Source organism: Bacillus sp. LJBS06, from assembly GCF_016924995.1.
Taxonomy (GTDB): domain Bacteria; phylum Bacillota; class Bacilli; order Bacillales; family Bacillaceae; genus Bacillus; species Bacillus stercoris.
In genome coordinates this window covers 2,704,659-2,730,435 of sequence record NZ_CP070483.1, presented here as the reverse complement: position 1 = coordinate 2,730,435, position 25,777 = coordinate 2,704,659, and the positions used below count along the sequence as shown (strand labels likewise).

The 25,777-nt window shown below is 44.9% G+C and carries 23 protein-coding genes, 1 other RNA gene, 1 pseudogene and 1 other annotated feature; of the genes and pseudogenes, 22 read left to right on the top strand and 3 right to left on the bottom strand.

The window, feature by feature from the left end; translation table 11 throughout:
• Positions 1-65 precede the first annotated feature (65 nt).
• The 8 genes from comN to dtd all read left to right on the top strand — a co-directional run bounded on the left by comN (position 66) and on the right by dtd (position 9,438).
• A complete protein-coding gene (comN, locus tag JQX68_RS13925; RefSeq protein WP_014664815.1) occupies positions 66-362 on the top strand; it encodes a post-transcriptional regulator ComN in 297 nt (98 codons plus the stop codon).
• A 38-nt stretch (positions 363-400) separates the two neighbouring features.
• A complete protein-coding gene (gene secDF, locus JQX68_RS13920) occupies positions 401-2,614 on the top strand; it encodes a protein translocase subunit SecDF (protein ID WP_014664814.1) in 2,214 nt (737 codons plus the stop codon).
• Between the two features lie 157 nt (positions 2,615-2,771).
• Positions 2,772-3,269 (top strand): cation:proton antiporter regulatory subunit, encoded by a 498-nt coding sequence (locus JQX68_RS13915; protein ID WP_014664813.1) that lies wholly within the window; start codon positions 2,772-2,774, stop codon positions 3,267-3,269.
• A 74-nt stretch (positions 3,270-3,343) separates the two neighbouring features.
• Positions 3,344-3,667: a LapA family protein gene (locus JQX68_RS13910; protein ID WP_014664812.1), complete on the top strand. Its 324-nt coding sequence runs from the start codon at positions 3,344-3,346 to the stop codon at positions 3,665-3,667.
• Between the two features lie 66 nt (positions 3,668-3,733).
• On the top strand, positions 3,734-6,094 hold the full coding sequence (gene recJ, locus JQX68_RS13905) for a single-stranded-DNA-specific exonuclease RecJ (protein ID WP_147772307.1): 2,361 nt from the start codon (positions 3,734-3,736) through the stop codon (positions 6,092-6,094).
• 5 nt (positions 6,095-6,099) lie between these two features.
• Complete coding sequence (locus tag JQX68_RS13900) at positions 6,100-6,612, top strand: adenine phosphoribosyltransferase (protein WP_014477521.1); 513 nt, start codon at positions 6,100-6,102, stop codon at positions 6,610-6,612.
• 168 nt (positions 6,613-6,780) lie between these two features.
• Positions 6,781-8,985 carry a GTP diphosphokinase gene (gene relA, locus JQX68_RS13895; RefSeq protein WP_003229747.1) on the top strand — a complete coding sequence of 735 codons (2,205 nt, stop codon included), beginning with the start codon at positions 6,781-6,783 and terminating at the stop codon, positions 8,983-8,985.
• A 12-nt stretch (positions 8,986-8,997) separates the two neighbouring features.
• Complete coding sequence (gene dtd, locus JQX68_RS13890) at positions 8,998-9,438, top strand: D-aminoacyl-tRNA deacylase (protein WP_040082299.1); 441 nt, start codon at positions 8,998-9,000, stop codon at positions 9,436-9,438.
• 26 nt (positions 9,439-9,464) lie between these two features.
• Here the strand turns inward: dtd and JQX68_RS13885 are convergent, their stop codons facing one another.
• Entirely contained in the window at positions 9,465-11,021 is a 1,557-nt protein-coding gene (locus tag JQX68_RS13885; protein ID WP_205440318.1) for an N-acetylmuramoyl-L-alanine amidase family protein, read from the bottom strand.
• Positions 11,022-11,153: 132 nt separating this feature from the next.
• Between JQX68_RS13885 and JQX68_RS13880 the strand changes: the two genes are divergently transcribed.
• The 5 genes from JQX68_RS13880 (at position 11,154) to JQX68_RS13860 (ending at position 15,871) form a co-directional block, all read left to right on the top strand.
• Positions 11,154-11,324, top strand: a complete 171-nt coding sequence (locus JQX68_RS13880) for a YrzK family protein (RefSeq protein ID WP_014664807.1) — start codon at positions 11,154-11,156, stop codon at positions 11,322-11,324.
• 59 nt (positions 11,325-11,383) lie between these two features.
• Positions 11,384-11,616, top strand: a binding site (T-box leader).
• An 89-nt stretch (positions 11,617-11,705) separates the two neighbouring features.
• The gene (hisS, locus tag JQX68_RS13875; protein WP_205440317.1) at positions 11,706-12,980 is read left to right on the top strand and encodes a histidine--tRNA ligase; all 1,275 of its coding nucleotides are present in this window, start codon (positions 11,706-11,708) and stop codon (positions 12,978-12,980) included.
• A gap of 13 nt (positions 12,981-12,993) precedes the next feature.
• On the top strand, positions 12,994-14,772 hold the full coding sequence (gene aspS / locus JQX68_RS13870) for an aspartate--tRNA ligase (protein ID WP_069149972.1): 1,779 nt from the start codon (positions 12,994-12,996) through the stop codon (positions 14,770-14,772).
• Positions 14,773-14,832: 60 nt separating this feature from the next.
• Positions 14,833-15,025: non-coding RNA, 6S RNA (gene ssrS / locus JQX68_RS13865), on the top strand.
• 81 nt (positions 15,026-15,106) lie between these two features.
• Positions 15,107-15,871 carry a tRNA threonylcarbamoyladenosine dehydratase gene (locus JQX68_RS13860; RefSeq protein WP_014664803.1) on the top strand — a complete coding sequence of 255 codons (765 nt, stop codon included), beginning with the start codon at positions 15,107-15,109 and terminating at the stop codon, positions 15,869-15,871.
• Between the two features lie 39 nt (positions 15,872-15,910).
• On the opposite strand, the gene JQX68_RS13855 is transcribed toward JQX68_RS13860, so the two are convergent.
• The gene (locus JQX68_RS13855; protein ID WP_147772305.1) at positions 15,911-17,176 is read right to left on the bottom strand and encodes a replication-associated recombination protein A; all 1,266 of its coding nucleotides are present in this window, start codon (positions 17,174-17,176) and stop codon (positions 15,911-15,913) included.
• A 202-nt stretch (positions 17,177-17,378) separates the two neighbouring features.
• Here JQX68_RS13855 and cymR point away from each other — a divergent pair, with 202 nt between their 5' ends.
• From cymR to JQX68_RS13815, 8 genes are all read left to right on the top strand, one after another.
• Complete coding sequence (gene cymR, locus JQX68_RS13850) at positions 17,379-17,795, top strand: cysteine metabolism transcriptional regulator CymR (protein WP_003225879.1); 417 nt, start codon at positions 17,379-17,381, stop codon at positions 17,793-17,795.
• An 18-nt stretch (positions 17,796-17,813) separates the two neighbouring features.
• Positions 17,814-18,956: a cysteine desulfurase family protein gene (locus JQX68_RS13845; protein ID WP_147772304.1), complete on the top strand. Its 1,143-nt coding sequence runs from the start codon at positions 17,814-17,816 to the stop codon at positions 18,954-18,956.
• Positions 18,957-18,983: 27 nt separating this feature from the next.
• The gene (mnmA, locus tag JQX68_RS13840; protein ID WP_004398509.1) at positions 18,984-20,099 is read left to right on the top strand and encodes a tRNA 2-thiouridine(34) synthase MnmA; all 1,116 of its coding nucleotides are present in this window, start codon (positions 18,984-18,986) and stop codon (positions 20,097-20,099) included.
• Between the two features lie 85 nt (positions 20,100-20,184).
• Positions 20,185-20,805: a tetratricopeptide repeat protein gene (locus tag JQX68_RS13835; RefSeq protein ID WP_206696623.1), complete on the top strand. Its 621-nt coding sequence runs from the start codon at positions 20,185-20,187 to the stop codon at positions 20,803-20,805.
• Between the two features lie 24 nt (positions 20,806-20,829).
• On the top strand, positions 20,830-23,226 hold the full coding sequence (recD2, locus tag JQX68_RS13830) for an SF1B family DNA helicase RecD2 (protein ID WP_014664799.1): 2,397 nt from the start codon (positions 20,830-20,832) through the stop codon (positions 23,224-23,226).
• Between the two features lie 57 nt (positions 23,227-23,283).
• A complete protein-coding gene (locus tag JQX68_RS13825; protein ID WP_082032957.1) occupies positions 23,284-23,808 on the top strand; it encodes a PRC-barrel domain-containing protein in 525 nt (174 codons plus the stop codon).
• An 11-nt stretch (positions 23,809-23,819) separates the two neighbouring features.
• Entirely contained in the window at positions 23,820-24,011 is a 192-nt protein-coding gene (locus JQX68_RS13820; protein WP_003225893.1) for a hypothetical protein, read from the top strand.
• A 21-nt stretch (positions 24,012-24,032) separates the two neighbouring features.
• Positions 24,033-24,164, top strand: coding sequence for a DUF3918 family protein (locus tag JQX68_RS13815; protein ID WP_014664797.1), 132 nt, complete (start codon positions 24,033-24,035; stop codon positions 24,162-24,164).
• Between the two features lie 34 nt (positions 24,165-24,198).
• Here the strand turns inward: JQX68_RS13815 and JQX68_RS21980 are convergent.
• Positions 24,199-24,456 (bottom strand): annotated as a pseudogene (locus tag JQX68_RS21980) (amino acid ABC transporter permease); the annotation flags it as partial.
• Positions 24,457-24,558: 102 nt separating this feature from the next.
• On the opposite strand from JQX68_RS21980, the gene JQX68_RS13810 reads away from it, so the two are divergent.
• Positions 24,559-25,620, top strand: a complete 1,062-nt coding sequence (locus JQX68_RS13810) for an AI-2E family transporter (protein WP_147772303.1) — start codon at positions 24,559-24,561, stop codon at positions 25,618-25,620.
• Positions 25,621-25,777: the final 157 nt, after the last annotated feature.

The window sequence follows — 25,777 nt, the reverse complement described above, 5'->3', positions numbered from 1 at the left end:
TGCGTATATATCGTCCAAGCATGACAAGTCTTCATGAAAAACAATAAAAAAGGAGCGTGGAATTCATGGAGAAGCATCCCGCAGATCTATATAAAGACCACGTCAGGCCGTTTCTTTACAGCAAACTGGAAGAGTTTAAGATTCTCGGGTATGATGATGTTGAACTTGAAAGTTTGTGGTCATACTTAACAAATAAGAAGTGGAAAAAGAAAATGGAACTGAACATTTATGAACTGGCGAGTGATATTTTATCAGTGAAAATTGGCGAATTTATGAACTATGCAACCGTTGAGTCATTCAAAACGTCTAATTGGCTGGGCAGTGAAGAAGGACAGGAAGCATTGGAAGAACTGCTGAGATAGCAGATTGATTCGCACAGGTTTAAGGGAGGATATACATAATGAAAAAAGGACGCTTGATTGCGTTTTTCCTTTTCGTTTTATTGATCGGCACGGGCTTGGGCTACTTTACGAAGCCTGCCGCGAACAATATTACGTTAGGATTGGATTTGCAAGGCGGATTTGAGGTGCTGTATGATGTACAGCCTGTAAAAAAAGGTGACAAAATCACAAAAGACGTTCTGGTCAGCACAGTAGAGGCGTTGAACCGCCGGGCCAATGTTCTCGGTGTCAGCGAACCGAACATCCAAATTGAAGGAAATAACCGGATTCGCGTTCAGCTCGCTGGGGTGACAAACCAAAACAGAGCGCGTGAAATTCTGGCAACTGAAGCGCAGCTTTCTTTCAGAGATGCAAATGATAAGGAACTGTTAAACGGTGCTGATCTTGTTGAAAACGGAGCTAAACAAACATATGACAGCACAACAAACGAGCCGATTGTCACTATCAAACTGAAAGACGCTGATAAATTTGGTGAAGTGACCAAAAAGGTCATGAAAATGGCACCAAACAATCAGCTTGTCATTTGGCTGGATTATGATAAAGGTGATTCCTATAAGAAAGAAGTTCAAAAAGAGCATCCTAAATTTGTATCCGCTCCAAATGTAAGTCAGGAGCTAAATACAACTGATGTAAAAATTGAAGGGCATTTCACAGCTCAAGAAGCGAAAGATTTAGCCAGCATTTTAAACGCTGGTGCACTTCCTGTGAAACTGACTGAAAAGTATTCGACATCAGTAGGCGCACAATTTGGACAGCAAGCTCTCCATGATACGGTGTTTGCCGGTATTATCGGTATCGCAATTATTTTCTTATTTATGCTTTTCTATTACCGTCTGCCGGGATTTATCGCGGTGATTACGCTATCCGTTTATATCTACATTACACTCCAGGTCTTTGACTGGATGAATGCTGTACTTACGCTTCCGGGGATTGCCGCGCTCATTTTAGGGGTAGGGATGGCGGTTGACGCCAACATCATTACCTATGAGCGGATTAAAGAAGAGCTTAAGCTAGGCAAGTCAGTTCGCTCTGCCTTCCGTTCAGGAAACAGACGGTCATTTGCGACAATTTTTGACGCGAATATTACAACGATTATTGCCGCGGTTGTGCTCTTTATCTTTGGGACAAGCTCTGTTAAAGGGTTTGCGACAATGCTGATCCTATCGATTTTGACAAGCTTTATCACTGCCGTTTTCTTATCAAGATTTCTACTCGCTCTCCTTGTGGAAAGCAGATGGCTTGATCGGAAAAAAGGCTGGTTTGGCGTTAATAAGAAGCATATTATGGATATTCAGGATACGGACGAAAATACAGAGCCGCATACGCCGTTCCAAAAATGGGATTTCACGAGCAAACGCAAATATTTCTTTATTTTCTCCAGTGCGGTCACGATTGCCGGGATTATTATCTTGCTTGTGTTCAAGCTGAATCTTGGCATTGACTTCGCAAGCGGTGCACGGATAGAAGTGCAAAGTGACCATAAGCTGACGACAGAGCAAGTTGAGAAGGATTTTGAATCTCTGGGCATGGACCCTGATACTGTTGTTCTGTCAGGCGAAAAGAGCAATGTCGGTGTTGCCCGTTTTGTTGGAGTGCCTGATAAAGAAACGATTGCCAAAGTGAAAACGTACTTTAAAGACAAATACGGGACAGAGCCGAATGTCAGCACAGTTTCACCGACAGTCGGCAAAGAGCTGGCAAGAAATGCGCTGTACGCAGTTGCTATAGCTTCTATTGGCATCATCATTTACGTTTCAATCCGATTCGAATACAAAATGGCGATTGCCGCAATCGCTTCACTGCTATATGACGCATTCTTTATCGTCACGTTCTTCAGTATTACAAGGCTGGAGGTAGATGTTACGTTCATTGCGGCCGTCTTGACGATTATCGGGTATTCGATTAACGATACAATTGTTACATTTGACAGGATTCGCGAGCATATGAAAAAGCGCAAGCCGAAAACATTTGCCGACCTGAACCATATTGTAAACCTGAGCCTGCAGCAAACCTTTACACGATCTATTAACACTGTATTAACTGTCGTGATCGTTGTTATCACGTTGCTGATCTTTGGAGCATCTTCTATTACAAACTTCTCAATTGCTTTATTGATCGGGCTGTTAACAGGCGTTTATTCCTCTCTATACATTGCCGCACAAATTTGGCTTGCATGGAAAGGGAAAGAATTGAAAAAAGACTCGGCTCAATAAAACATCTCAGGCTGTCCTCTGCAGGACAGCCTGTTTTTTGAAGTTTCATTGAACTTAAAACAGGCATTTGCTATAATGACATACGCTTACATTTAAACATATATATGGTGTTAAACGTGTTTGTGACTGGTTTTCAGATATGTAGGAGGGTTTATATATGAGGGTTCGCGAATCAGAGCTGCCGGGCATAGGACAAAAAGTTGAAATGGTTACTAGAAACCGTGATAAAATTTCAATTATCATTCATCATGACGGACGGAGAGAGCTTTACTATTTTGACGAAAACGACCATGAAGAATGTGTTGCCTCCATGCAGCTTGATGACGCTGAAGCAAGGCAGATTTCTGCAATTCTTGGCGGAATGGCATATAAACCGAAAGCAATAGAACAGGTTGAGTCAGCCCTTGATGATTTTATGATAGAGTGGTGTAAAGCAGAAGCGGGAGCGCCTGCCATTCATCAGACGATTGGTGATTTGGATATGGGGCAGGAATATCATGTGACGGTCATTGCAATGATTAAGAAGAATCAGGATAAACAACTAAATCCGAGCTCTGAAACAATCATTGATGAAGGCGATACACTTGTCATGTCCGGTGAGGGAAACGGACTGAAGAGGCTGATCCGGGAAAAATTGACCGCAAACATGGCTTAACCTAGTGTTAAGCCATGTTTAAAACCAGTCTTGATAGGGAAAGTTACCTCAATAAAAAGTTTGGGGGAAAGAGAATGAATAAACAATGGACCATTATTTTCGCACTTATTTTTACCTTAATTGTCGCTATTTTTGCAGTTATTAATGTTCGATCCGTAGAAGTTGATTACCTGTTTGGCAGGTCAGAATGGCCGCTTATTCTTGTTATTTTAGGCTCGGTTTTAATGGGAGCGCTCATTGTATTTTCTGTCGGCATTTTTCAGGTGATGAAATTAAAGCGGGAAATCAAAACGCTGCGGAAAGAAAATAGAGCTGCAATCCATAAACAAGAGGATATCCAGCTTGCTGATCAGACCGACACACAGGATGCTTCAGCCATGATTGAGAAAAAAGACTAGTTTTCGAATATTATTTGAAACCCTTCAGCCTGCTCTAGTATAATAGGGTGGTTGAGGGGTGAATTTATGTTAGCGTCAAAAATGCGATGGGAAATCCAGCGACCAGATCAGGATAAGGTCAAATCACTCACAGAACAATTGCATATAACACCTCTTGTTGCGTCCCTGCTTGTAAAAAGAGGCTTTGATACGGCAGAAAGCGCTAGGCTGTTTTTACATACAAAGGATGCCGATTTTTATGATCCTTTTGAAATGAAAGGCATGAAAGAAGCGGCAGATCGAATAAAACAGGCGATTTCACAACAAGAACAGATTATGATATATGGCGATTATGACGCCGATGGGGTTACCAGTACGTCAGTGATGCTTCACACGCTGCAAAAACTATCGGCTCAAGTTGATTTTTATATACCTGACCGTTTTAAAGAAGGATATGGACCTAATGAACAGGCGTTTCGTTCGATTAAAGAACGGGGCTTCTCTTTGATCATTACGGTTGATACAGGAATTGCCGCTGTGCATGAAGCGAAGGTGGCGAAAGAACTCGGGCTGGATGTCATTATTACAGATCATCATGAACCGGGACCGGAGCTTCCGGATGTCCATGCGATCGTCCACCCGAAGCAGCCGGGCTGCACTTACCCGTTTAAAGAGCTTGCAGGGGTCGGAGTCGCGTTTAAGCTGGCCCATGCTTTATTGGGTGAACTTCCGGATGAACTGCTTGACCTGGCGGCAATCGGCACCATTGCTGACCTTGTCCCGCTGCATGACGAAAACAGATTAATTGCAACACTAGGACTTGAAAGGCTCCGGCGGACAAACCGGCTCGGCTTAAAAGAACTGATTAAGCTGTCAGGCGGAGACATTGGAGAAGCGAACGAAGAAACTGTCGGATTTCAGCTCGCTCCAAGGCTGAATGCCGTCGGAAGAATCGAACAGGCGGACCCAGCTGTTCATTTGCTCATGTCAGAGGATTCGTTTGAAGCGGAAGAGCTTGCCGCAGAAATTGACCAGCTGAACAAAGAGCGCCAAAAAATGGTCAGCAAAATGACGGATGAAGCGATTGAAATGGTTGAACGGCAAGGGCTCGATCAAACTGCAATTGTCGTGGCAAAAGCCGGATGGAACCCGGGAGTCGTCGGGATTGTGGCCTCAAAGCTTGTGGACCGTTTCTATCGCCCTGCTATTGTGCTTGGCATTGATGAAGAAAAGGGGATCGCTAAAGGTTCGGCCCGAAGCATCAGGGGATTTAATTTATTTGAGAGCCTTTCTGAATGCAGAGATATTCTTCCTCATTTCGGCGGCCATCCAATGGCAGCGGGGATGACGCTGAAAGCCGAAAATGTGCCGAATTTGCGAAGCAGGCTGAATGAAATAGCGGACAATACGCTTACGGAAGAGGATTTTGTTCCTGTACAGGAAGTCGACCTTGTCTGCAGCGTCGAGGACATTACAGTTGAAAGCATCACAGAAATGAACATGCTTTCTCCTTTTGGCATGCTGAACCCGAAACCGCACGTTCTCGTAGAAAACGCAGTACTGGAAGATGTCCGCAAGATAGGGGCAAATAAAACTCATGTCAAAATGACGATCAAAAATGAGTCGTCTCAGCTTGATTGCGTCGGTTTTAATAAAGGTGAGCTCGAAGAAGGCATCGTACCTGGATCAAGAATTTCCATTGTCGGTGAGATGTCAATCAACGAATGGAACAATCGGAAAAAACCGCAGCTTATGATAAAGGATGCCGCTGTTTCTGAATGGCAGCTGTTTGATTTAAGGGGAAAACGGACGTGGGAAGATACAGTTTCCGCCCTTCCATCTGCTAAACGGGCCATTGTCTCTTTCAAAGAAGACTCAACAACACTTCTTAAAACTGAAGGCCTTCGTCAAGAAGTGCAGGTCATCAGCTCAGAAGATCAAGCAAAGGCGTTTGACCTCGATGGTGCATATATTGTATTGCTGGATCCGCCGCCTTCGTTGGACATGCTCGCACGTTTGCTGGAAGGAAAGGCGCCTGAGCGGATATATTTTATTTTTCTCAATCATGAGGACCACTTTTTATCGACTTTTCCCGCAAGAGACCACTTTAAATGGTATTATGCGTTCTTGCTGAAAAGAGGCGCTTTTGATGTGAAAAAACACGGTTCAGAGCTTGCAAAACATAAAGGCTGGCCCGTTGAAACAATCAATTTCATGACAAAGGTGTTTTTTGATCTCGGTTTTGTTAAAATAGAGAATGGTGTGCTGTCTGTTGTGAGCGGAGCAAAGAAACGCGACTTAACAGACTCACAAACATATCAGGTGAAACAGCAGCTGATGGAACTGGATCAAAAGCTGAATTATTCTTCTGCTGAAGAGCTGAAGGAATGGCTGAATAAGCTGATGAAACAAGATTCAGAGGCTTATGAAAGTACGAGGAGGACATAAAACAGATGGATTTAAAACAATACGTAACAATTGTACCGGATTACCCGAAAGAGGGCGTGCAATTTAAAGATATTACAACACTGATGGATAAAGGCGATGTATACCGCTATGCCACAGATCAAATTGTTGAATATGCGAAAGAAAAGCAAATCGATTTGGTCGTTGGCCCTGAAGCGCGCGGCTTTATTATCGGCTGTCCCGTTGCTTACGCGCTTGGCGTAGGTTTCGCGCCGGTCCGCAAAGAAGGCAAATTGCCTCGTGAAGTAATCAAAGTGGATTATGGCTTGGAATACGGAAAAGACGTATTAACGATCCACAAAGATGCGATTAAGCCTGGTCAGCGTGTGCTTATTACAGATGACCTGCTTGCGACAGGCGGCACAATTGAAGCGACAATCAAACTTGTTGAAGAACTTGGCGGCGTTGTTGCTGGTATCGCTTTCTTAATCGAGCTTTCTTACCTTGACGGCAGAGATAAGTTGGAAGATTATGACATCTTAACATTAATGAAATACTAAGGATAATCGCATAACGAAAAAAGCACTCCATGTCAGGGTGCTTTTTTCCTATTGTTTTGCATTTATTTTATATAATATTTGGCTATTTGAACTTCTGCTCTTTACATCTTTCGTTTTTTTCTTGATAATAAACTACAATACAGTTTACATTTTAAAAAAGGTGATTCCATGGCGAACGAACAAGTATTGACTGCCGAGCAAGTTATTGATAAAGCGCGAAGCTATCTATCTGATGAGCATATCGCATTTGTCGAAAAAGCATATCTGTACGCTGAAGATGCTCACCGCGAGCAATACCGCAAATCGGGCGAGCCATATATTATTCATCCGATTCAGGTTGCGGGGATTCTCGTCGATCTTGAAATGGACCCTTCCACAATTGCGGGCGGATTTTTGCACGATGTCGTGGAAGATACAGATGTGACGCTCGATGACCTGAAAGAAGCATTTTCCGAAGAAGTGGCAATGCTTGTAGACGGCGTAACAAAACTCGGCAAAATTAAATATAAATCTCAAGAGGAACAGCAGGCGGAAAATCATCGCAAAATGTTTGTCGCTATGGCTCAAGATATCAGGGTCATATTGATCAAGCTGGCGGATCGTCTTCACAATATGCGGACACTGAAACATCTGCCTCAAGAAAAACAGCGAAGAATCTCCAATGAAACACTGGAAATTTTTGCTCCTTTGGCGCATCGTCTCGGGATTTCAAAAATTAAATGGGAATTGGAAGATACGGCGCTCCGTTATTTGAATCCTCAGCAATATTACAGAATTGTCAACCTCATGAAGAAGAAACGCGCAGAACGTGAGCTTTATGTCGATGAGGTTGTCAATGAAGTGAAGAAACGTGTCGAAGAAGTGAATATCAAGGCTGACTTCTCGGGACGTCCGAAACATATTTACAGCATTTATCGAAAAATGGTGCTGCAAAATAAGCAATTTAATGAAATTTACGATTTGCTGGCTGTCCGTATTCTTGTGAATAGCATAAAGGACTGCTACGCGGTGCTCGGCATCATTCACACATGCTGGAAACCGATGCCCGGCAGATTCAAAGATTATATCGCAATGCCGAAGCCGAATATGTATCAATCGCTTCATACAACGGTTATCGGGCCTAAAGGCGATCCGCTGGAAGTGCAGATCCGCACCTTCGAAATGCATGAAATCGCTGAATACGGGGTTGCGGCTCACTGGGCTTATAAAGAAGGGAAAGCAGCCAATGAAGGCGCAACTTTTGAGAAAAAGCTTTCTTGGTTCCGTGAAATTTTAGAATTTCAAAATGAATCGACAGATGCAGAAGAATTTATGGAATCGCTCAAAATTGATTTGTTCTCTGACATGGTGTATGTCTTTACGCCAAAAGGAGATGTAATCGAGCTTCCGTCCGGTTCTGTTCCGATTGATTTTTCTTACCGGATTCACTCTGAAATCGGCAATAAAACAATCGGTGCCAAAGTGAACGGAAAAATGGTTACGCTTGACCATAAGCTTCGGACGGGTGATATCGTTGAAATTCTCACTTCTAAGCATTCCTATGGTCCGAGCCAGGATTGGGTGAAGCTTGCCCAAACATCCCAAGCGAAGCATAAGATCCGTCAATTCTTTAAGAAACAGCGACGTGAAGAAAATGTCGAAAAAGGCCGTGAACTGGTCGAAAAAGAAATAAAAAACCTGGATTTTGAATTGAAGGATGTCTTAACACCGGAGAATATTCAAAAGGTTGCTGACAAATTTAATTTCTCAAATGAAGAAGATATGTACGCAGCGGTCGGCTACAACGGTATTACAGCTCTGCAGGTGGCAAACCGCCTAACAGAAAAAGAGAGAAAACAGCGCGATCAGGAAGAGCAGGAAAAGATCGTTCAGGAAGTCACCGGGGAACCTAAGCCATACCCTCAAGGAAGAAAACGGGAAGCTGGTGTTCGCGTCAAGGGCATCGACAACCTCCTTGTCCGTTTATCAAAATGCTGCAATCCTGTGCCGGGTGATGATATTGTCGGCTTTATCACAAAAGGCAGAGGGGTTTCGGTCCATCGCGAAGATTGTCCGAATGTCAAAACGAATGAAGCCCAAGAGCGGCTGATCCCGGTAGAGTGGGAACATGAGTCACAGGTTCAAAAGCGCAAGGAATACAATGTTGAGATAGAGATTCTTGGGTACGACCGTCGCGGATTGCTGAACGAGGTGCTTCAGGCAGTGAACGAAACAAAAACAAATATTTCATCTGTCTCTGGCAAATCGGATCGAAATAAAGTGGCAACCATTCATATGGCGATTTTTATTCAGAACATCAATCACTTGCACAAAGTCGTCGAGCGTATTAAACAGATTAGAGATATCTACTCTGTGCGCCGCGTCATGAACTAAAGGGGTTAGAAAATGAGATTAGTTGTTCAGCGAGTAACAGAAGCAAGCGTTACAGTGGACGAAGAGGTCGTCGGCCAAATTGGACAAGGCCTCATGGTGCTGGTCGGCATCACTCACGATGACACAGAAGAGGATGCAGCTTATTTAGCCGATAAAGTTGTCAATCTCCGTATTTTCGATGACAGTGAAGGAAAAATGAATCTGTCTCTTTTAGATATAGGAGGAGAAATTTTATCTGTCTCACAATTTACGCTTTATGGAGATACGAAAAAAGGGCGCCGGCCGAACTACATGAATGCGGCCAAACCTGATAAAGCTTTAGGCCTTTATGAAAAATGGAATGACCTGCTTCGTGAAAAAGGAATCAAAGTAGAGACCGGAACGTTTGGAGCCATGATGGATGTTCAGCTTACAAACTCCGGACCGGTCACGCTTATAATGGATTCAAAATAAAAAAAGCTGCCAAGAGGCAGCTTTTTTTATTGGAAGTATTTCTCTAATCCGCTTTCGATCCCATCTGTTACTTTTTCTTGGTATGAATTGCTATGTACAATGGCTTCTTCCTGCGGATGGCTTACATATCCCAGCTCATACAGCATAGCGGGCTGTCTGTTTTCCCGGAGCACATAATAATCCCCGAATAATACGCCGCGGTCTGGAATGGAAGACCGCTTTACCACTTCAGAGTGTACATCTGATGCGAGTTCCTGATCTTTGGCAGGGCTGTAGTAGTATGCAGTACTGCCTCTTGTAGAGGTATCCGCATAGCTATCATAGTGAATGCTGATAAAGGCGTCAGCGTTGCGATAGTGAGACGTGGAGACCCGTGACTGCAGGCTGACAAAGGTATCATCCTGGCGTGTCACATACACATCTGCCCCAGCCGATCTAAGTTTGCTGGCGAGCAGTTTTGCCGTTTTGATCGTCAGGTTTTTCTCGAATTTCCCCGAATACCCGATCGTGCCGCTGTCTTTTCCTCCGTGTCCCGGGTCAACAATAATCGTTTTATTGTTGAGAGAGCCGTTTCCAGACGGGGAATCAGAGACTGGCGGTTCACCTGCTTCTTCTGCGCTTTTAGATGTTTGGACTACCCAATTGGCTACATAAGCAGTCTGCCCGTTATCAAGCTTGATTTCATACCAGTTTCCCTTTGAACCGGTAATGGTGTATGAATCTCCTTTGGCAGCACGCTCAACGATCGAAGCTGATGTTGACGCATCGCTTCTTAGATTCGTTCCTCCGTACATAATATAGGCTTTTTTAGCGGAGGACGAACTGCTTGCATTTGCCGAATTCTCAGCTGGATCAGAATTAGTCAAAAGGTAATGGCTTGCAACCCAGCCTTTCAGCCCATTCACCTCAATGTGAGCCCAGCCATTTTTCTCGTTGAGAACCGTCAGTTTCGTTCCGCGGTCAAGTTTTGTTATAATTGCCGCGTCATGTGAGGCGGAGGCTCTTACATTTAGTGAAGAAACACCGACTGTGCCCGTCGTTGACGCACCGGAATCCTCGGTTTGGTCACTCTCATTAGATGCTGAACTGCTGCCTCCTGACGTGACATATTCAGATGATACCCATCCGGTGGCATTTTGATAGGAAATCTTGATCCAGCCGGAATCTTTCTCAAGGACAGATGCTTGGCTGCCTTGAGGGAATTTGCCGATGACTTCGTATGAAGTGCCCGGACCGGTTCTCATCCGCAGATCGGGGTCTGTTGATGTCACAGTGTCCCTGCTTCCTGAAGAGCTTGTGCTGGCCTGGTGTTCCTTTGTAATTAGCCAGGAGACTACCCAGCCCTTTTCTCCGGAACCAAGCTGGATCTGCACCCAGTCTCCATCTTCCTTTAAAATGGGATAGCGTTCTCCCTTTTTTACTTCCGCTGTAATGCCGTAGCTAAGCCCCGGGCCGCTTCTGACATTCATTTCATCTGTTGCGATGACTGCTTCTCCTTGAGCGGCTGTAACGGATGAAAATGTCGGGAAAAGCGCTCCGGTGAAAATAATACATACAATAAGGACAAAGTATTTCTTGCTCATTGTTTCCTCCTTTCAGATGATCATTAAAAAAGCATTCTTGTTTAATATCGTAAAGTCCTTTCTGATTTTTAAATAAAAATAAAATGATTTGTTTATACTAAGCGTAAATACAATCAAAAAGGTGTGCAAATCATGAAATATCATCCAAAAATGGGACGGGCATTTCAAGACGGTGAAGCAAATCTGCATTACAGCGATCACGCAGATCCCGATACGACTGGTTATCTAACGGAAACAGCATCTGAATTTGGTCTTATGTCCAAAGAAGCAGCGCTGAGGAAAAACAACCGGAATAAAGCTTGACAGAGAACCCCAATCCCATTATTATAATAGAAATTGAGTACATAGCAAATGATGAAAGATTTGAACCAATAATGGAGAAGAGTAGGTCAGATTGCATGGCTAGAGAGGAACCCGCCCCAGGCTGAAAGCGGATCCCATTGCGTCTTTCTCGAAACAACACTCCGGAGGTTTCCTGCTGAACGCGTGAATAACGTCATTAGGCAGTGAACGTGAACCTGCGTTAAAGGATCGAGCGGGAATATGAACATATTCCAACTAGGGTGGCACCACGGGTATAACTCTCGTCCCTACTATCATGTATAGTAGGGGCGGGAGTTTTTTTCATTTTCATCATGAACGACAATTGTATATTTTAAAAGGAATACATAAGGAGGTCTACTTATGGGATATAACATTCCAAGAGGAACACAGGATATTCTGCCTGGAGAATCAGATCGCTGGCAGTTTGTTGAACAAATTATGAGAGACACTTGCCGCACTTATCAATATAAAGAAATCCGCACACCGATTTTTGAGCATACAGAACTGTTTGCCAGAGGCGTCGGAGAATCAACGGATATCGTACAAAAAGAAATGTATACCTTCGAGGACCGCAAAGGCAGAAGCCTGACGCTTCGTCCGGAGGGAACAGCTGCGGCGGTTCGCGCTTTTAATGAAAACAAGCTGTTCGCGAATCCTGTACAGCCGACAAAGCTTTATTATGTAGGGCCGATGTTCCGTTATGAACGTCCTCAGACGGGTCGTTACCGCCAGTTTTATCAGTTTGGAATTGAAGCGATTGGCTCGAAAGACCCAGCAATAGACGCTGAAGTGATGGCGCTTGCGATGAGTATTTATGAAAAAGCAGGTTTAGAAAACGTAAAGCTTGTCATAAACAGCCTCGGCGATCAAGCTAGCCGCAAAAGCTACAGAGAAGCGCTCGTGAAACACTTCGAGCCTCGCATCGAAGAATTTTGTTCAGACTGCCAGTCACGGCTGCACACAAATCCGCTTAGAATTTTGGACTGCAAAAAAGACCGTGATCATGAGCTGATAAAATCGGCACCTTCGATTTTGACATATTTAAATGAAGAATCAGCCGTTTATTTTGAGAAAGTGAAACAATACTTAAACGATCTTGGCATTTCGTATGAAATTGATCCGAACCTTGTGAGGGGGCTGGATTATTACAACCACACCGCATTTGAAATTATGAGCAATGCGGAGGGCTTCGGCGCGATTACGACACTTGCCGGCGGCGGACGCTACGACGGACTTGTCGAACAGATCGGCGGACCTGAAGCTCCGGGCATCGGATTTGCGATGAGCATCGAACGCCTGCTTGCCGCAATTGATGCTGAAAAAAGAGAGCTGCCTGTTGATAAGGGGATCGACTGCTATATCGTCACACTCGGCGAAAAAGCCAAGGATTATTCTGTTTCATTGGTGTACAAACTGAGAGAAGCAGGCATTTCCAGTGAAATCGATTATGAAAATAAGAAAATGAAAGGCCAGTTTAAAACAGCTGACCGCTTGAATGCGAGATTTATTGCGATTTTGGGTGAAGATGAGCTGGCCCAAAACAAAATCAATGTAAAGGATGCACAGACGGGCGAACAGATTGAAGTGGCACTTGATGAATTTATACATGTAATGAAGGCAAACCAAAAGGGATAAGGAGTGGAACACATTGTTTGGTAGAACATATTATTGCGGTGAAATAACTGAACAAGCAATCGGTGAATCTGTAACGCTGAAAGGCTGGGTCCAAAAAAGACGGGACCTCGGCGGATTGATTTTTATTGACTTGCGTGACCGTACGGGAATTGTTCAAGTCGTTTTTAACCCTGATGTGTCAAAAGAAGCGCTTGCTATTGCGGAAGGCATCAGAAATGAATACGTGCTTGATATTCAAGGAAAAGTGGTGGCGCGTGAAGAGGGAACAGTTAATCCGAATTTGAAAACAGGCGCGATCGAAATACATGCTGATGGAGTGAACGTATTAAATGCTGCAAAGACACCTCCATTTGCGATTTCTGATCAAGCAGAAGACGTATCAGAGGATGTTCGTTTAAAACACCGTTACTTAGATTTGCGCAGACCAGCTATGTTCCAGACGATGCAGCTGCGCCATAACGTGACGAAAGCTGTTCGTAGCTTTTTAGATGAAAACGGGTTTCTTGATATTGAAACGCCGATTTTAACAGGAAGCACGCCTGAAGGCGCACGTGACTACTTGGTGCCGAGCCGTGTGCATGAAGGTGAGTTCTACGCGCTGCCGCAGTCCCCGCAGCTATTTAAACAGCTTCTGATGGTATCAGGCATTGAACGATATTATCAAATTGCCCGCTGTTTCCGCGATGAAGACTTGCGCGCGGACCGCCAGCCTGAGTTTACGCAAATTGATATTGAAATGTCCTTTATGAGCCAGGAAGACATTATGTCATTGGCTGAGGAGATGATGGCAAAGGTTATGCGTGAAACAAAAGGTGTGGAACTTAAGCTTCCTCTCCCTCGAATGACGTATGACGAAGCAATGAACAAGTACGGTTCTGATAAACCGGATACGCGTTTTAACATGCTATTGACGGATGTGTCTGACATTGTAAAGGATACGGAATTTAAAGTGTTCTCATCAGCTGTAGCAAACGGCGGCGTGGTCAAAGCCATCAACGTAAAAGACGGTGCTGGCGACTACTCCCGAAAAGACATCGACGCTCTTGGCGCTTTTGCTGCAAACTACGGGGCAAAAGGGCTTGCCTGGGTGAAAGTTGAGGCAGACGGAGTGAAAGGCCCGATCGCTAAATTCTTTGATGAAGAAAAGCAGTCTAAGCTGATTGAAGCACTTGATGCTGCTGAAGGTGATTTGCTGCTGTTCGGAGCGGATCAATTCGAAGTTGTGGCCGCATCACTCGGCGCCCTGCGCTTAAAGCTTGGGAAAGAACGCGGACTGATTGACGAAAAATTGTTCAATTTCTTATGGGTCATCGACTGGCCGCTATTAGAGCATGATCCGGAAGAAGGCCGTTTTTACGCAGCGCACCATCCGTTCACAATGCCTGTCCGCGAAGACCTTGAGCTGATTGAAACAGCGCCTGAAGACATGAAAGCACAAGCCTATGACCTCGTTTTAAACGGCTATGAGCTTGGCGGCGGTTCAATCCGTATTTTCGAAAAGGATATTCAGGAAAAAATGTTTGCGCTTCTCGGCTTCTCACCAGAAGAAGCGGCTGAACAGTTCGGATTCCTGCTGGAAGCATTTGAATACGGCGCTCCTCCGCACGGCGGAATCGCACTCGGCTTAGACCGTCTCGTTATGCTTCTAGCTGGACGTACGAACCTGAGAGATACGATTGCATTTCCGAAAACGGCAAGCGCAAGCTGCTTGATGACAGAAGCGCCAGGCGAAGTAAGCGATGCTCAGCTTGATGAGCTTCATCTTTCTATCAAGAAAAAAGTTAAGAACTGAATGTGCAGTTCGATTCTTGAAAATCAAAATCGTCTGTGATATGATTTTGACAAGTTAAATAAAGTCCTGATGTGTTAGTTGTACACCTAGTTTTGACCGAACATTTTTTTGATTTGGGAGCCCGCATTTTTAAATGGCGTACATGCCTCTTTTCATTCGGTAAAGAGGACTTACAAGATTTAAAAGAGGGCACCCACCTGCTGAGAGCGGGTTCAAAACAAAGGAAAGCTGAAACGGCACTATTGGGACTTTATTTTTTGTGCGCAGAAAAACGGCTGCCCATGAATCAGCCATTTTATAGATGAAACCAGAATACGAATGTGGAGTGAGGTTCTTGTTACACCAGTTTTCACGCAATGAATTAGCTATCGGAAAAGAAGGCCTTGAAACGCTGAAAAACAGCACGGTGGCTGTACTTGGGGTTGGCGGAGTCGGATCGTTCGCGGCGGAAGCGCTCGCGCGGTCAGGCGTCGGCCGCATTCTGCTTGTCGACAAAGATGATGTGGATATTACAAATGTAAACCGTCAGCTTCACGCGCTGCTTTCAACTGTCGGACAGCCGAAAGTTGATTTAATGAAGGAGCGGATCGCTGACATTAACCCGGAGTGCGAAGTGATCGCGTTAAAAATGTTCTATACGGAAGAAACGTATGAGCAATTTTTTGACTATAATCTCGACTATGTCATTGACGCGTCAGACACGATTCATTATAAAATCCATTTAATGAAAGAATGTCTGAAACGGGATATTCCGCTCATTTCCAGCATGGGTGCCGCGAACAAAACGGACCCGACACGCTTCCAAATCGCAGATATTTCAAAAACGCACACTGATCCAATTGCGAAGGTCGTCCGTACGAGATTACGCAAAGAGGGCATCAAAAAAGGCGTTCAAGTGATTTTTTCTGATGAAAGCCCGATTGTCATTCGGGAAGATGTCAGAAAAGAAGTGGGAAATGACGAAGCGAAAATCCGTAAAGCGAAAATGCCGCCATCCTCTAATGCGTTTGTGCCGTCAGTCGCAGGCTTGATTATGGGCGGACATGTTGTCATGGATCTTTTGAAAGACATTGAAATCAAACGCGTAAAGGATAAATAACGCATAAAAACAGCCTTGAAGAGCAAGGCTGTTTTTGTTTTATTTTCTTTTCATTAATTTGTCGTACACCTGCTTTAAGGCGGATTCGAACTTTCCTGTCTGTTTCGGCTTGTAGTATTGCTTATTCTTTAAAGGATCAGGGAGATATTGCTGTTCGACCCATCCATTGTCGTAATTGTGCGGGTATTTATAGTCAATTCCTCTTCCTAATTCCTGAGCTCCTTTATAATGCGCGTCCTTTAAATGCTTCGGTACATCTCCGATTTTTCCGGCTCTGATATCAGCCAGAGCCTCATCAATTGCCAGAATGGCTGAGTTTGATTTCGGTGAGAGGCAAAGCTCAATGACTGCGTTGGCTAGCGGGATTCGCGCTTCGGGAAAACCGACTCGCTCAGCGGTCTGAATAGCGTGCAGCACTCTCGGACCGGCTTGCGGGCTTGCTAAGCCGATATCTTCATAGGCGATGACGAGCAGGCGTCTTGCGATGCTCTCCAGATCACCGGCTTCAATTAATCTTGCCAAATAGTGAAGAGCAGCGTTGGCATCAGAGCCGCGGATCGATTTTTGAAAAGCGGACAGCACATCATAATGCGCGTCACCATCTTTATCGTGAGAAAAGCTCTTTTTCTGCAGACATTCTTCCGCAGTGTCTAATGTAATATGAATCACACCGTCTGCTGACTCCTTCGTTGACAACACGGCCAGCTCAAGTGCATTTAAAGCGGAGCGGACATCTCCTCCGCATCCGTGAGCAAAATGCTCCATCGCCTGGTTATCAATGGTTACAGAATATGTGCCGAGGCCTCGATGTTCGTCATGAAGGGCCCTTTCCAGCGCTTGTTTGATCAGTTCAGGTGTTAACGGCTCAAGCTCAAAAATCTGGGTCCGACTTCTGATCGCCGGATTAATGGCATGATACGGGTTAGCCGTGGTTGCTCCGATCAAAATGATCATCCCATTTTCTAAATAGGGCAATAGAAAATCTTGTTTTCCTTTATCCAGCCTGTGGACTTCATCCAGAATCAAAATCACCTGGCCTGACATTTTGGCTTCCTGGGCGACGATTTCCATATCTTTTTTATTGTTAATGACAGCATTCAGCTTTCGAAAAGCAATACTTGTTGAACCGGCGATTGCTGTGGCGATTGATGTTTTTCCAATTCCGGGCGGCCCGTACAAAATCATGGATGACAAATGTTTTGCCTGGACCATTCTGCCGATAATTTTATCTTCAGCCACCAGATGCTGCTGGCCGATAATATCCTCTATTTTTGTCGGACGCATCCGATATGCCAATGGCTTCATCTATCATCTCTCCTTACTTAATTACAGGGTAACGGAAAACCGTACATTAGAAAAGGGGAAAGGCCCGTTTCCTTTTGCCTCAATGAAAATTCGCTGAAGGTATGTTATAATAACAGTTGGTCTATTAGATAATAAACGGACGAAACATATAGAAATTACCATTATAAATGTGGAAAATCATGAAATAACAGAGGTGTTCATGTTGAAAATATCAACTAAGGGAAGATACGGGCTCACCATTATGATCGAGCTTGCAAAAAAGCATGGTGAAGGCCCGACTTCATTAAAAAGCATCGCACAGACGAATAATTTGTCCGAACATTATTTGGAGCAGCTGGTATCGCCGCTCCGTAATGCCGGTTTAGTGAAAAGCATCAGAGGCGCATATGGCGGATATGTATTAGGCAGTGAGCCGGATGCCATTACGGCAGGAGATATTATCCGTGTGCTAGAGGGGCCGATCAGCCCTGTTGAAGTGCTGGAAGATGAGGAGCCTGCCAAGCGTGAGCTTTGGATTCGCATCCGAGACGCTGTAAAAGAGGTTTTAGACAGTACAACATTAGAGGATCTTGCCAGCTATACAGACGGAGAGCAAGAAGCTTATATGTTCTATATTTAGATCAGAGGTGTAAACATTATGGAACGGATTTATTTAGATCATGCCGCAACATCTCCGATGGATGAGCGCGTGCTGGAAAAAATGATACCGCATTTCTCAGGCAGTTTCGGTAATCCATCCAGTATTCACTCATTTGGCAGAGAATCTCGAAAATGGGTGGATGAAGCAAGAGCGCAGATCGCAGCAGAAATCGGAGCGGCAGAGCAGGAGATCATTTTTACAAGCGGGGGCACGGAAGCTGATAACTTGGCGATTATGGGAACCGCGCTTGCACGTAAAGATCTGGGCAGACATATCATCACGACAAAAATTGAACATCATGCTGTGCTTCACACATGTGAAAAACTGGAGGAAGACGGATTTGACATAACGTATCTGGACGTTGACCAAAATGGAAGAGTCAGTGCAAAACAGGTGAAAGAAGCACTGTGTGATGATACAATCCTTGTGACAGTGATGTATGGAAATAATGAAGTCGGAACAGTGCAGCCGATCGATGAAATCGGTGAGCTGCTGAAGGAACACAAAGCGTATTTTCATACCGATGCTGTTCAGGCGTTCGGGTTGCTGCCAATTGATGTGAAAAACAGCCATATTGATCTTCTGTCTGTTTCCGGGCACAAGCTCAACGGGCCAAAAGGGACAGGCTTTTTATATGCGAGTAAAGATGTGAAGCTTTCACCGCTATTATTCGGAGGAGAGCAAGAAAGAAAACGCCGTGCCGGAACAGAAAATGTTCCGGGCATTGTCGGGCTGAAAGAAGCGATTAAGCTGTCAAGGGAAGAACGGGACGAAAAAAACGAGAAGTATCAATCGTTTAAAGCAATCTTTGCCGACACGCTTAAAGATGCAGGTGTGGCATTCGAGATCAACGGGGACAAAGAGCATAGTCTGCCGCATGTTTTGAATCTTTATTTCCCCGGTGTGTCAGTGGAAGCGCTGCTGGTCAATCTTGATATGGCGGGTGTCGCTGTCTCAAGCGGTTCAGCGTGCACGGCCGGTTCAGTCCTGCCGTCACATGTTCTGACTGCTATGTTCGGAGAAGAGAGTGACAGGCTGACGTCCTCTATTCGAATCAGCTTCGGTCTCGGCAATACGGCTGAGCAAGTGAAAACTGCTGCCAAACATGTGGCCGACGTTGTCAAACGACTGACACAATAAGGTGGCTTAGTTATTGGAGTGAATGAAATGGAAAAACGGCCGGAGGATACAAGAGTCGTCGTCGGCATGTCCGGCGGAGTAGACTCATCTGTGGCGGCCCTGCTGTTAAAAGAACAGGGCTATGATGTAATCGGAATCTTTATGAAAAACTGGGATGACACGGACGAAAACGGTTTTTGCACGGCGACAGAGGATTATGAAGATGTGATCCGCGTCTGCAACCAAATCGGAATCCCGTATTATGCCGTAAACTTTGAAAAGCAATATTATGAGAAGGTATTCCAATACTTCCTTGATGAATATAAAGCAGGCAGAACACCAAACCCGGATGTACTGTGCAACAAAGAAATTAAATTCAAGGCCTTTTTGGAGCATGCATTGTCACTTGGCGCTGACTATTTAGCGACTGGCCACTATGCAAGAGTAGACAGAAGCGGCGGAAAAGTCAGAATGCTGCGCGGCATTGATGAAAACAAGGATCAAACGTACTTTTTGAATCAGCTGACAGAAGATACGCTGAGCAAAGTCATGTTCCCGATCGGCGAACTTCAAAAAAGCCGTGTGCGTGAAATCGCCAAAGAAGCAGAACTTGCAACGGCGACGAAAAAAGACAGTACAGGCATCTGCTTTATCGGCGAACGTAACTTTAAAACGTTTCTCAGCCAATATCTCCCTGCACAGCCGGGCGATATGATGACGATGGACGGCGAAGTTAAAGGCCGCCACGACGGGTTGATGTACTACACGATCGGACAGCGTCACGGCCTTGGCATCGGCGGAAGCGGCGAGCCGTGGTTTGCGGTAGGGAAAGATCTTGAAAAGAACATCCTCTACGTAGATCAAGGGTTCCATAACCCGCTTTTATATTCCGACAAAATCACAGCAACAAATATCAGCTGGGTACGTTCGGATATCATGAAGGGCGAAGAAATTTCCTGCACGGCTAAATTCCGTTACCGTCAAGAAGATCATAAAGTGACGGTGCGCATGACTGGCGAAGGTGAAGCGGAAGTCATCTTTGATGAACAAGTCAGAGCTGTAACGCCGGGACAAGCCGTTGTCTTCTATGACGGTGAAGAATGCCTTGGCGGCGGGACAATTGATGATGTGTACAAAGACGGAACAAAATTGTGGTACGTATAAAAGATGAGAAACCTCAACACTGAGTTGGGGTTTTTTAGTGAAAGGAAGATGATCGGTGGATTATAATCAACTCGGTATAGAGGCGATGCAGGAAGGCGATTACGAGAAAGCGGCAGAGGCATTTACAAAAGCGATTGAAGAAAATAAAGAAGACGCGATTCCGTATATCAATTTTGCCAACCTGCTTTCATCCGTAAACGAGCTGGAACGTGCGCTTGCGTTTTATGATAAAGCGCTAGAATTAGACAATAGCGCAGCCACTGCTTATTATGGAGCAGGAAATGTCTATGTTGTAAAAGAAATGTACAAAGAAGCGAAAGACATGTTTGAAAAAGCGCTTCGTGCGGGGATGGAAAACGGCGACCTGTTTTACATGCTCGGAACGGTTCTTGTCAAGCTCGAACAGCCTAAGCTTGCACTGCCATATTTACAAAGAGCGGTTGAGCTGAATGAAAACGATACGGAAGCACGCTTTCAATTCGGGATGTGCTTAGCCAATGAGGGCATGCTGGACGAAGCGCTCAGCCAGTTCTCAGCTGTAACAGAGCAAGATCCCGGGCATGCAGATGCATTTTATAATGCCGGTGTCGCTTATGCTTATAAAGAAAACCGAGAAAAAGCGCTGGAAATGCTGGACAAGGCGATCGATATCCAGCCAGATCATATGCTTGCGCTTCATGCTAAAAAACTGATCGACCCATCATAATAGGCACAGGAGGAGGGAAAGCTCGTGCAGCAGCATCCGGATCAGCTTAAACTGGAGGAAGAGCCCTATTTAAAAGGGACAGTTAACACAGTCATCTATCATAATGACACCAATTTATATACGGTTCTGAAAGTGAAAGTCACAGAGACCTCCGAAGCCATAGAAGATAAAGCCGTATCCGTGACGGGCTACTTCCCTGCGCTTCAAGAAGAAGAGACCTACACGTTTTACGGAAAGATCGTAACACACCCGAAATTCGGGCTCCAATTTCAAGCGGAGCATTTCAAAAAAGAGATACCGACGACTAAGGAAGGCATTATACAATATTTATCGAGTGATTTATTCGAGGGAATCGGCAAAAAAACAGCTGAAGAAATTGTGAAAAAGCTGGGCGACAGCGCCATTAACAAAATATTGGCTGACGCTTCAGTGCTTTATGATGTTCCGAGGCTCTCAAAAAAGAAAGCAGACACGCTGGCCGGTGCCTTGCAGCGGCATCAGGGGCTGGAGCAAATCATGATTTCCCTGAACCAGTTTGGCTTTGGCCCGCAGCTGTCCATGAAAATCTATCAAGCCTATGAATCCGAGACGCTTGAAAAAATTCAAGAAAATCCTTATCAGCTTGTGAAGGACGTAGAAGGCATCGGGTTTGGGAAAGCGGATGAGCTGGGCGGCAGAATGGGTCTTTCGGGTAACCATCCTGAGCGGGTAAAAGCTGCGATTCTGTACACGCTTGAAACGACTTGTCTGTCAGAGGGGCACACGTACATAGAAACGGAGCAGCTGATCATCGACACCCAATCACTGTTAAACCAGTCAGCAAAGGAAGATCAGCGCATCACAGAAATGGATGCCGCTAACGCGATTATTGCTCTTGGAGAAAATAAAGACATTGTCATAGAAGATGGACGCTGTTATTTTCCATCGCTGTTTTACGCTGAACAAAATGTTGCTAAGCGAGTGAAACATATCGCAAGCCAAACTGAATATGATGACCAGTTTCCCGAATCAGAGTTTTTGCTCGCTTTGGGGGAATTGGAAGAACGGATGAACGTTCAGTATGCCCCCAGCCAGAAAGAAGCGATTCAAAAAGCTCTTTCCTCGCCGATGCTTCTTTTAACAGGCGGCCCAGGAACAGGGAAAACGACGGTTATCAGAGGGATTGTCGAGCTCTACGGAGAGCTTCACGGTGTGTCACTAGACCCGTCAGCTTATAAAAAGGATGAAGCTTTTCCGATTGTTTTGGCCGCTCCGACAGGGAGAGCAGCAAAACGAATGAGTGAATCAACGGGACTTCCTGCAGTCACGATACACAGGCTGCTTGGCTGGAACGGTGCTGAAGGCTTTACTCATACAGAGGATCAGCCGATCGAAGGGAAGCTGTTAATTATCGATGAAGCCAGTATGCTTGATATATGGCTGGCGAATCATTTGTTCAAGGCGATCCCTGATCATATACAAATCATCATTGTAGGAGACGAAGACCAGCTGCCTTCCGTCGGTCCGGGACAAGTGCTCAGAGACCTGCTGGCATCCCAGGTGATTCCCACGGTGAGACTGACAGACATCTACCGCCAGGCTGAGGGGTCATCAATCGTCGAGCTTGCCCACCAGATGAAAAATGGATTGCTGCCGAACAATTTGACTGCCCCCACAAAGGACCGATCCTTTATTCGCTGCGGAGGCTCGCAAATTAAAGAAGTTGTTGAAAAAGTTGTCGCCAATGCATTGAAAAAAGGCTATACGGCAAAGGACATTCAGGTCCTCGCTCCGATGTACAGAGGAAAAGCCGGCATCAATGAGTTGAATGTGATGCTGCAGGATATTTTAAATCCTCCTAAAGAAAAACGGAGAGAATTGAAGTTCGGGGATGTTGTCTACAGAACCGGAGATAAAATTTTGCAGCTTGTCAATCAGCCGGAAAACAATGTATTCAACGGAGATATTGGCGAAATTACGTCGATATTTTATGCAAAGGAAAATACAGAAAAAGAAGACATGGCCGTCGTTTCTTTTGATGGCAATGAAATGACGTTTACGAAAAAAGATTTTAATCAATTTACCCATGCGTATTGCTGTTCTATTCATAAATCGCAGGGAAGTGAATTTCCGATTGTGGTTTTGCCTGTTGTGAAAGGCTACTATAGAATGCTCAGAAGAAACCTTCTTTATACCGCGATTACAAGAGCGAAGAAATTTCTCATTTTATGCGGGGAAGAGGAGGCGCTGGAGTGGGGCGTGAAAAATAATGATGCAACTGTCAGACAGACCTCCTTAAAAAACAGGCTGTCCGTACAGGTTGAGGAAATGGATGCCGAGCTTGAGGCTCTCCAAAAAGAGCTCCCATTCAGCGTACACGACGCCAACATTGGCATGGAAGGCATTACACCATTTGATTTTATGAAAGAAGAACAGCTGTAAACATGCTCCCGTGTAAGCGGGAGTTTTTTTCATTTGCAGTGGAATTGATTTCATCGTATGAGTCTAAGGCGCAAAGCAAAACCTAAGCCTGTTCAACAAAAGGTGGTTGATCACACTTTGAGAACATGCCATGAAGTAGAAGGATTCCCAGTATACTCAGAACGAACTTCTTGTTATCTCGGGGCAATTTCTGATATTTGTTTTTCTCTGCAGGGAGATTGTCTCGGGTTTATTCTTGCACAAAAACGGTTTTTGCATCATCATCATGCGCTATTACGGGCGTGTGATATCTCTTCCGTTCTTGATGACCGCATATTGGCTTCGGTCAGTTCAGAACAGCTTCTGCCTCTTCCGAAATCATGCTTCACATACGAGCAGATGAAAATGAAGCTTGTGAAATCGCAAGAGGGGGATATATTGGGGATGCTGGAAGATGTATACTTTTGTTTGGACAGGGGCATAATCGTAGCATATGAACTCTCGGACGGTTTCTTTTCTGACCTGGCGGGAAGCAAGCGCCAGATCCAAAGAGCGGATTCGCTTGTCGAGGTGCGGAAAGACGAGATCGTTCTGAACGGATAGAGGTGTGAGATATGCTTATATGCCCGAATTGCAAAAGTAAGGATATCGGGAAAATCGGCGTGAACCAATATTATTGCTGGGGCTGTTTTATTGAGCTGACTGTGGCGAAAGGGAAGATTGCAACTCATCAGGTGGAAGAAGACGGAACGTTAAGCAGCTTGGATGATTTGTTTTCTGAGGATGAACGCAGCATCAATTTTTAATCATGAAAGGAGATGCGCAGGATGAATCGGACGATGACTTCTCTTTTGGCAATGGGAGCCGGAGCTCTCGTGTACCGAATGGCGACTCAATCTGACATGCTGAATAATCGAAGCATGAAGCGGATGAGAAGAAGAATGATGAAAATGTTTTAATGCAAAAAGGATACTCTCTAAAGAGTATCCTTTTCTATATTTGCCGGACTGAAAGGGAGTAATTGACTGCCACATACATAAGGTGCCGTAAGTAAATCGAAAAAAATAACCACCGTCTGATCAGTTCGGGCAGAGCAATCACAACAGCAAGCGATGTATCTAATGGGCGGAAACATGCAGCGAAGCGCTTGCGGCATGAAAAGAACAAAGTCAGTGTAGCTCAGCCCGGTGGAGCACGACGCTTCTATCAGCCGCTTCGGGTAATTTCAGATAGCATAGCGGATTTAAAAACACACTAAACGATCTGAAAAAATGTCCACGACTTAGGACTGGCTGAAAACATAAAAGAATAATTCTGTGTAAACCTCAAAAGATATAGGTGAGGTGAAAGCAGATGCTTCAAAAACCGGTGCAGCTTTTGTTATGGGTGGCCATTTGTTTGCTGGTTCTGTTAACAGTCTACGTCTTTTTTATGCTTGATATGTTATGGACACCCTTTTGGTACGTCATAAAAACGATCTTTATTCCCTTGATTATTTCCATTTTTATATCTTATTTATTGCTTCCGGTCACAGAATGGCTGCATGACAAAGGATTGCCTAGGACTTTGAGCATCTTGGTTATTTATGTTCTTTTTTTTGGCGGGATTGGCTGGGCGCTGTATAAGGGGGTGCCTGTTCTCATCGTGCAGCTGACGGAGTTGTCAGAAAATATACCGATGTTTGCCGAAACGTATAACGGGCTCCTTCTTCATGTGCATAATCATACGGATGATTGGCCTGATGGTATGCATCACCGTATAGATAAAATGATCAGCCAGACGGAGGCGTTTTTTGCTGGAACGATCGAGGGTGCGATCAGCGGAATCCGAAACGTGCTTGATTATTTCTTAATTGCGGCAACGATCCCTTTTCTTGTATTTTATATGGTAAAGGACATTGAGCTAATGAAAAAGACGGTATGGTACCTGACTCCGAAGTCGTGGAGAAAGCGTGGCAGCGCCTTTTTGCGCGATGTGGATGACTCTCTTGGAGATTACATCCGCGGGCAGCTTTTGGTCTGCTTGATTCTCGGCGTGATTGCCGGCTTTACGTTCTGGGTATTTGGGCTTCCGTATCCGCTGATACTCGGCCTTATCTCTGGGATCACGAATGTCATTCCGTATTTTGGCCCTTTCATTGGAGCTGTTCCTGCATTGTTAATTGCGATGACGATCTCAGTGAAGGCGGTTCTTGTTGTGGTGATTACGGTGTTTATTCTGCAGTTTATGGAGGGCAATATCCTTAGTCCGTTCATTGTCGGCAGAAGCCTTAAAATGCATCCGGTCGTAATCATGCTTGCGCTCCTCGCCGGAGGGGAGCTTGCGGGAATCGTCGGGATGATTCTGGCTGTTCCTGCGACGGCTGTTTTAAAAGTGATGATGATCCATTTTTTGCGGATGAGGACAGAGCATTGACATTGGCGTGCCGCTTGTCTATAATTTCTCGTAGAATACATACGAATCTCGAGTGACGGATCTGAGTACGCCGAAGCCCTGTTAAAGAGAGAAGCTCCATAAGCTGAAAGGAGCTTTAGCAGAAGATCGGAGGAAGCTAATCCTGAGTGCAGTTAAT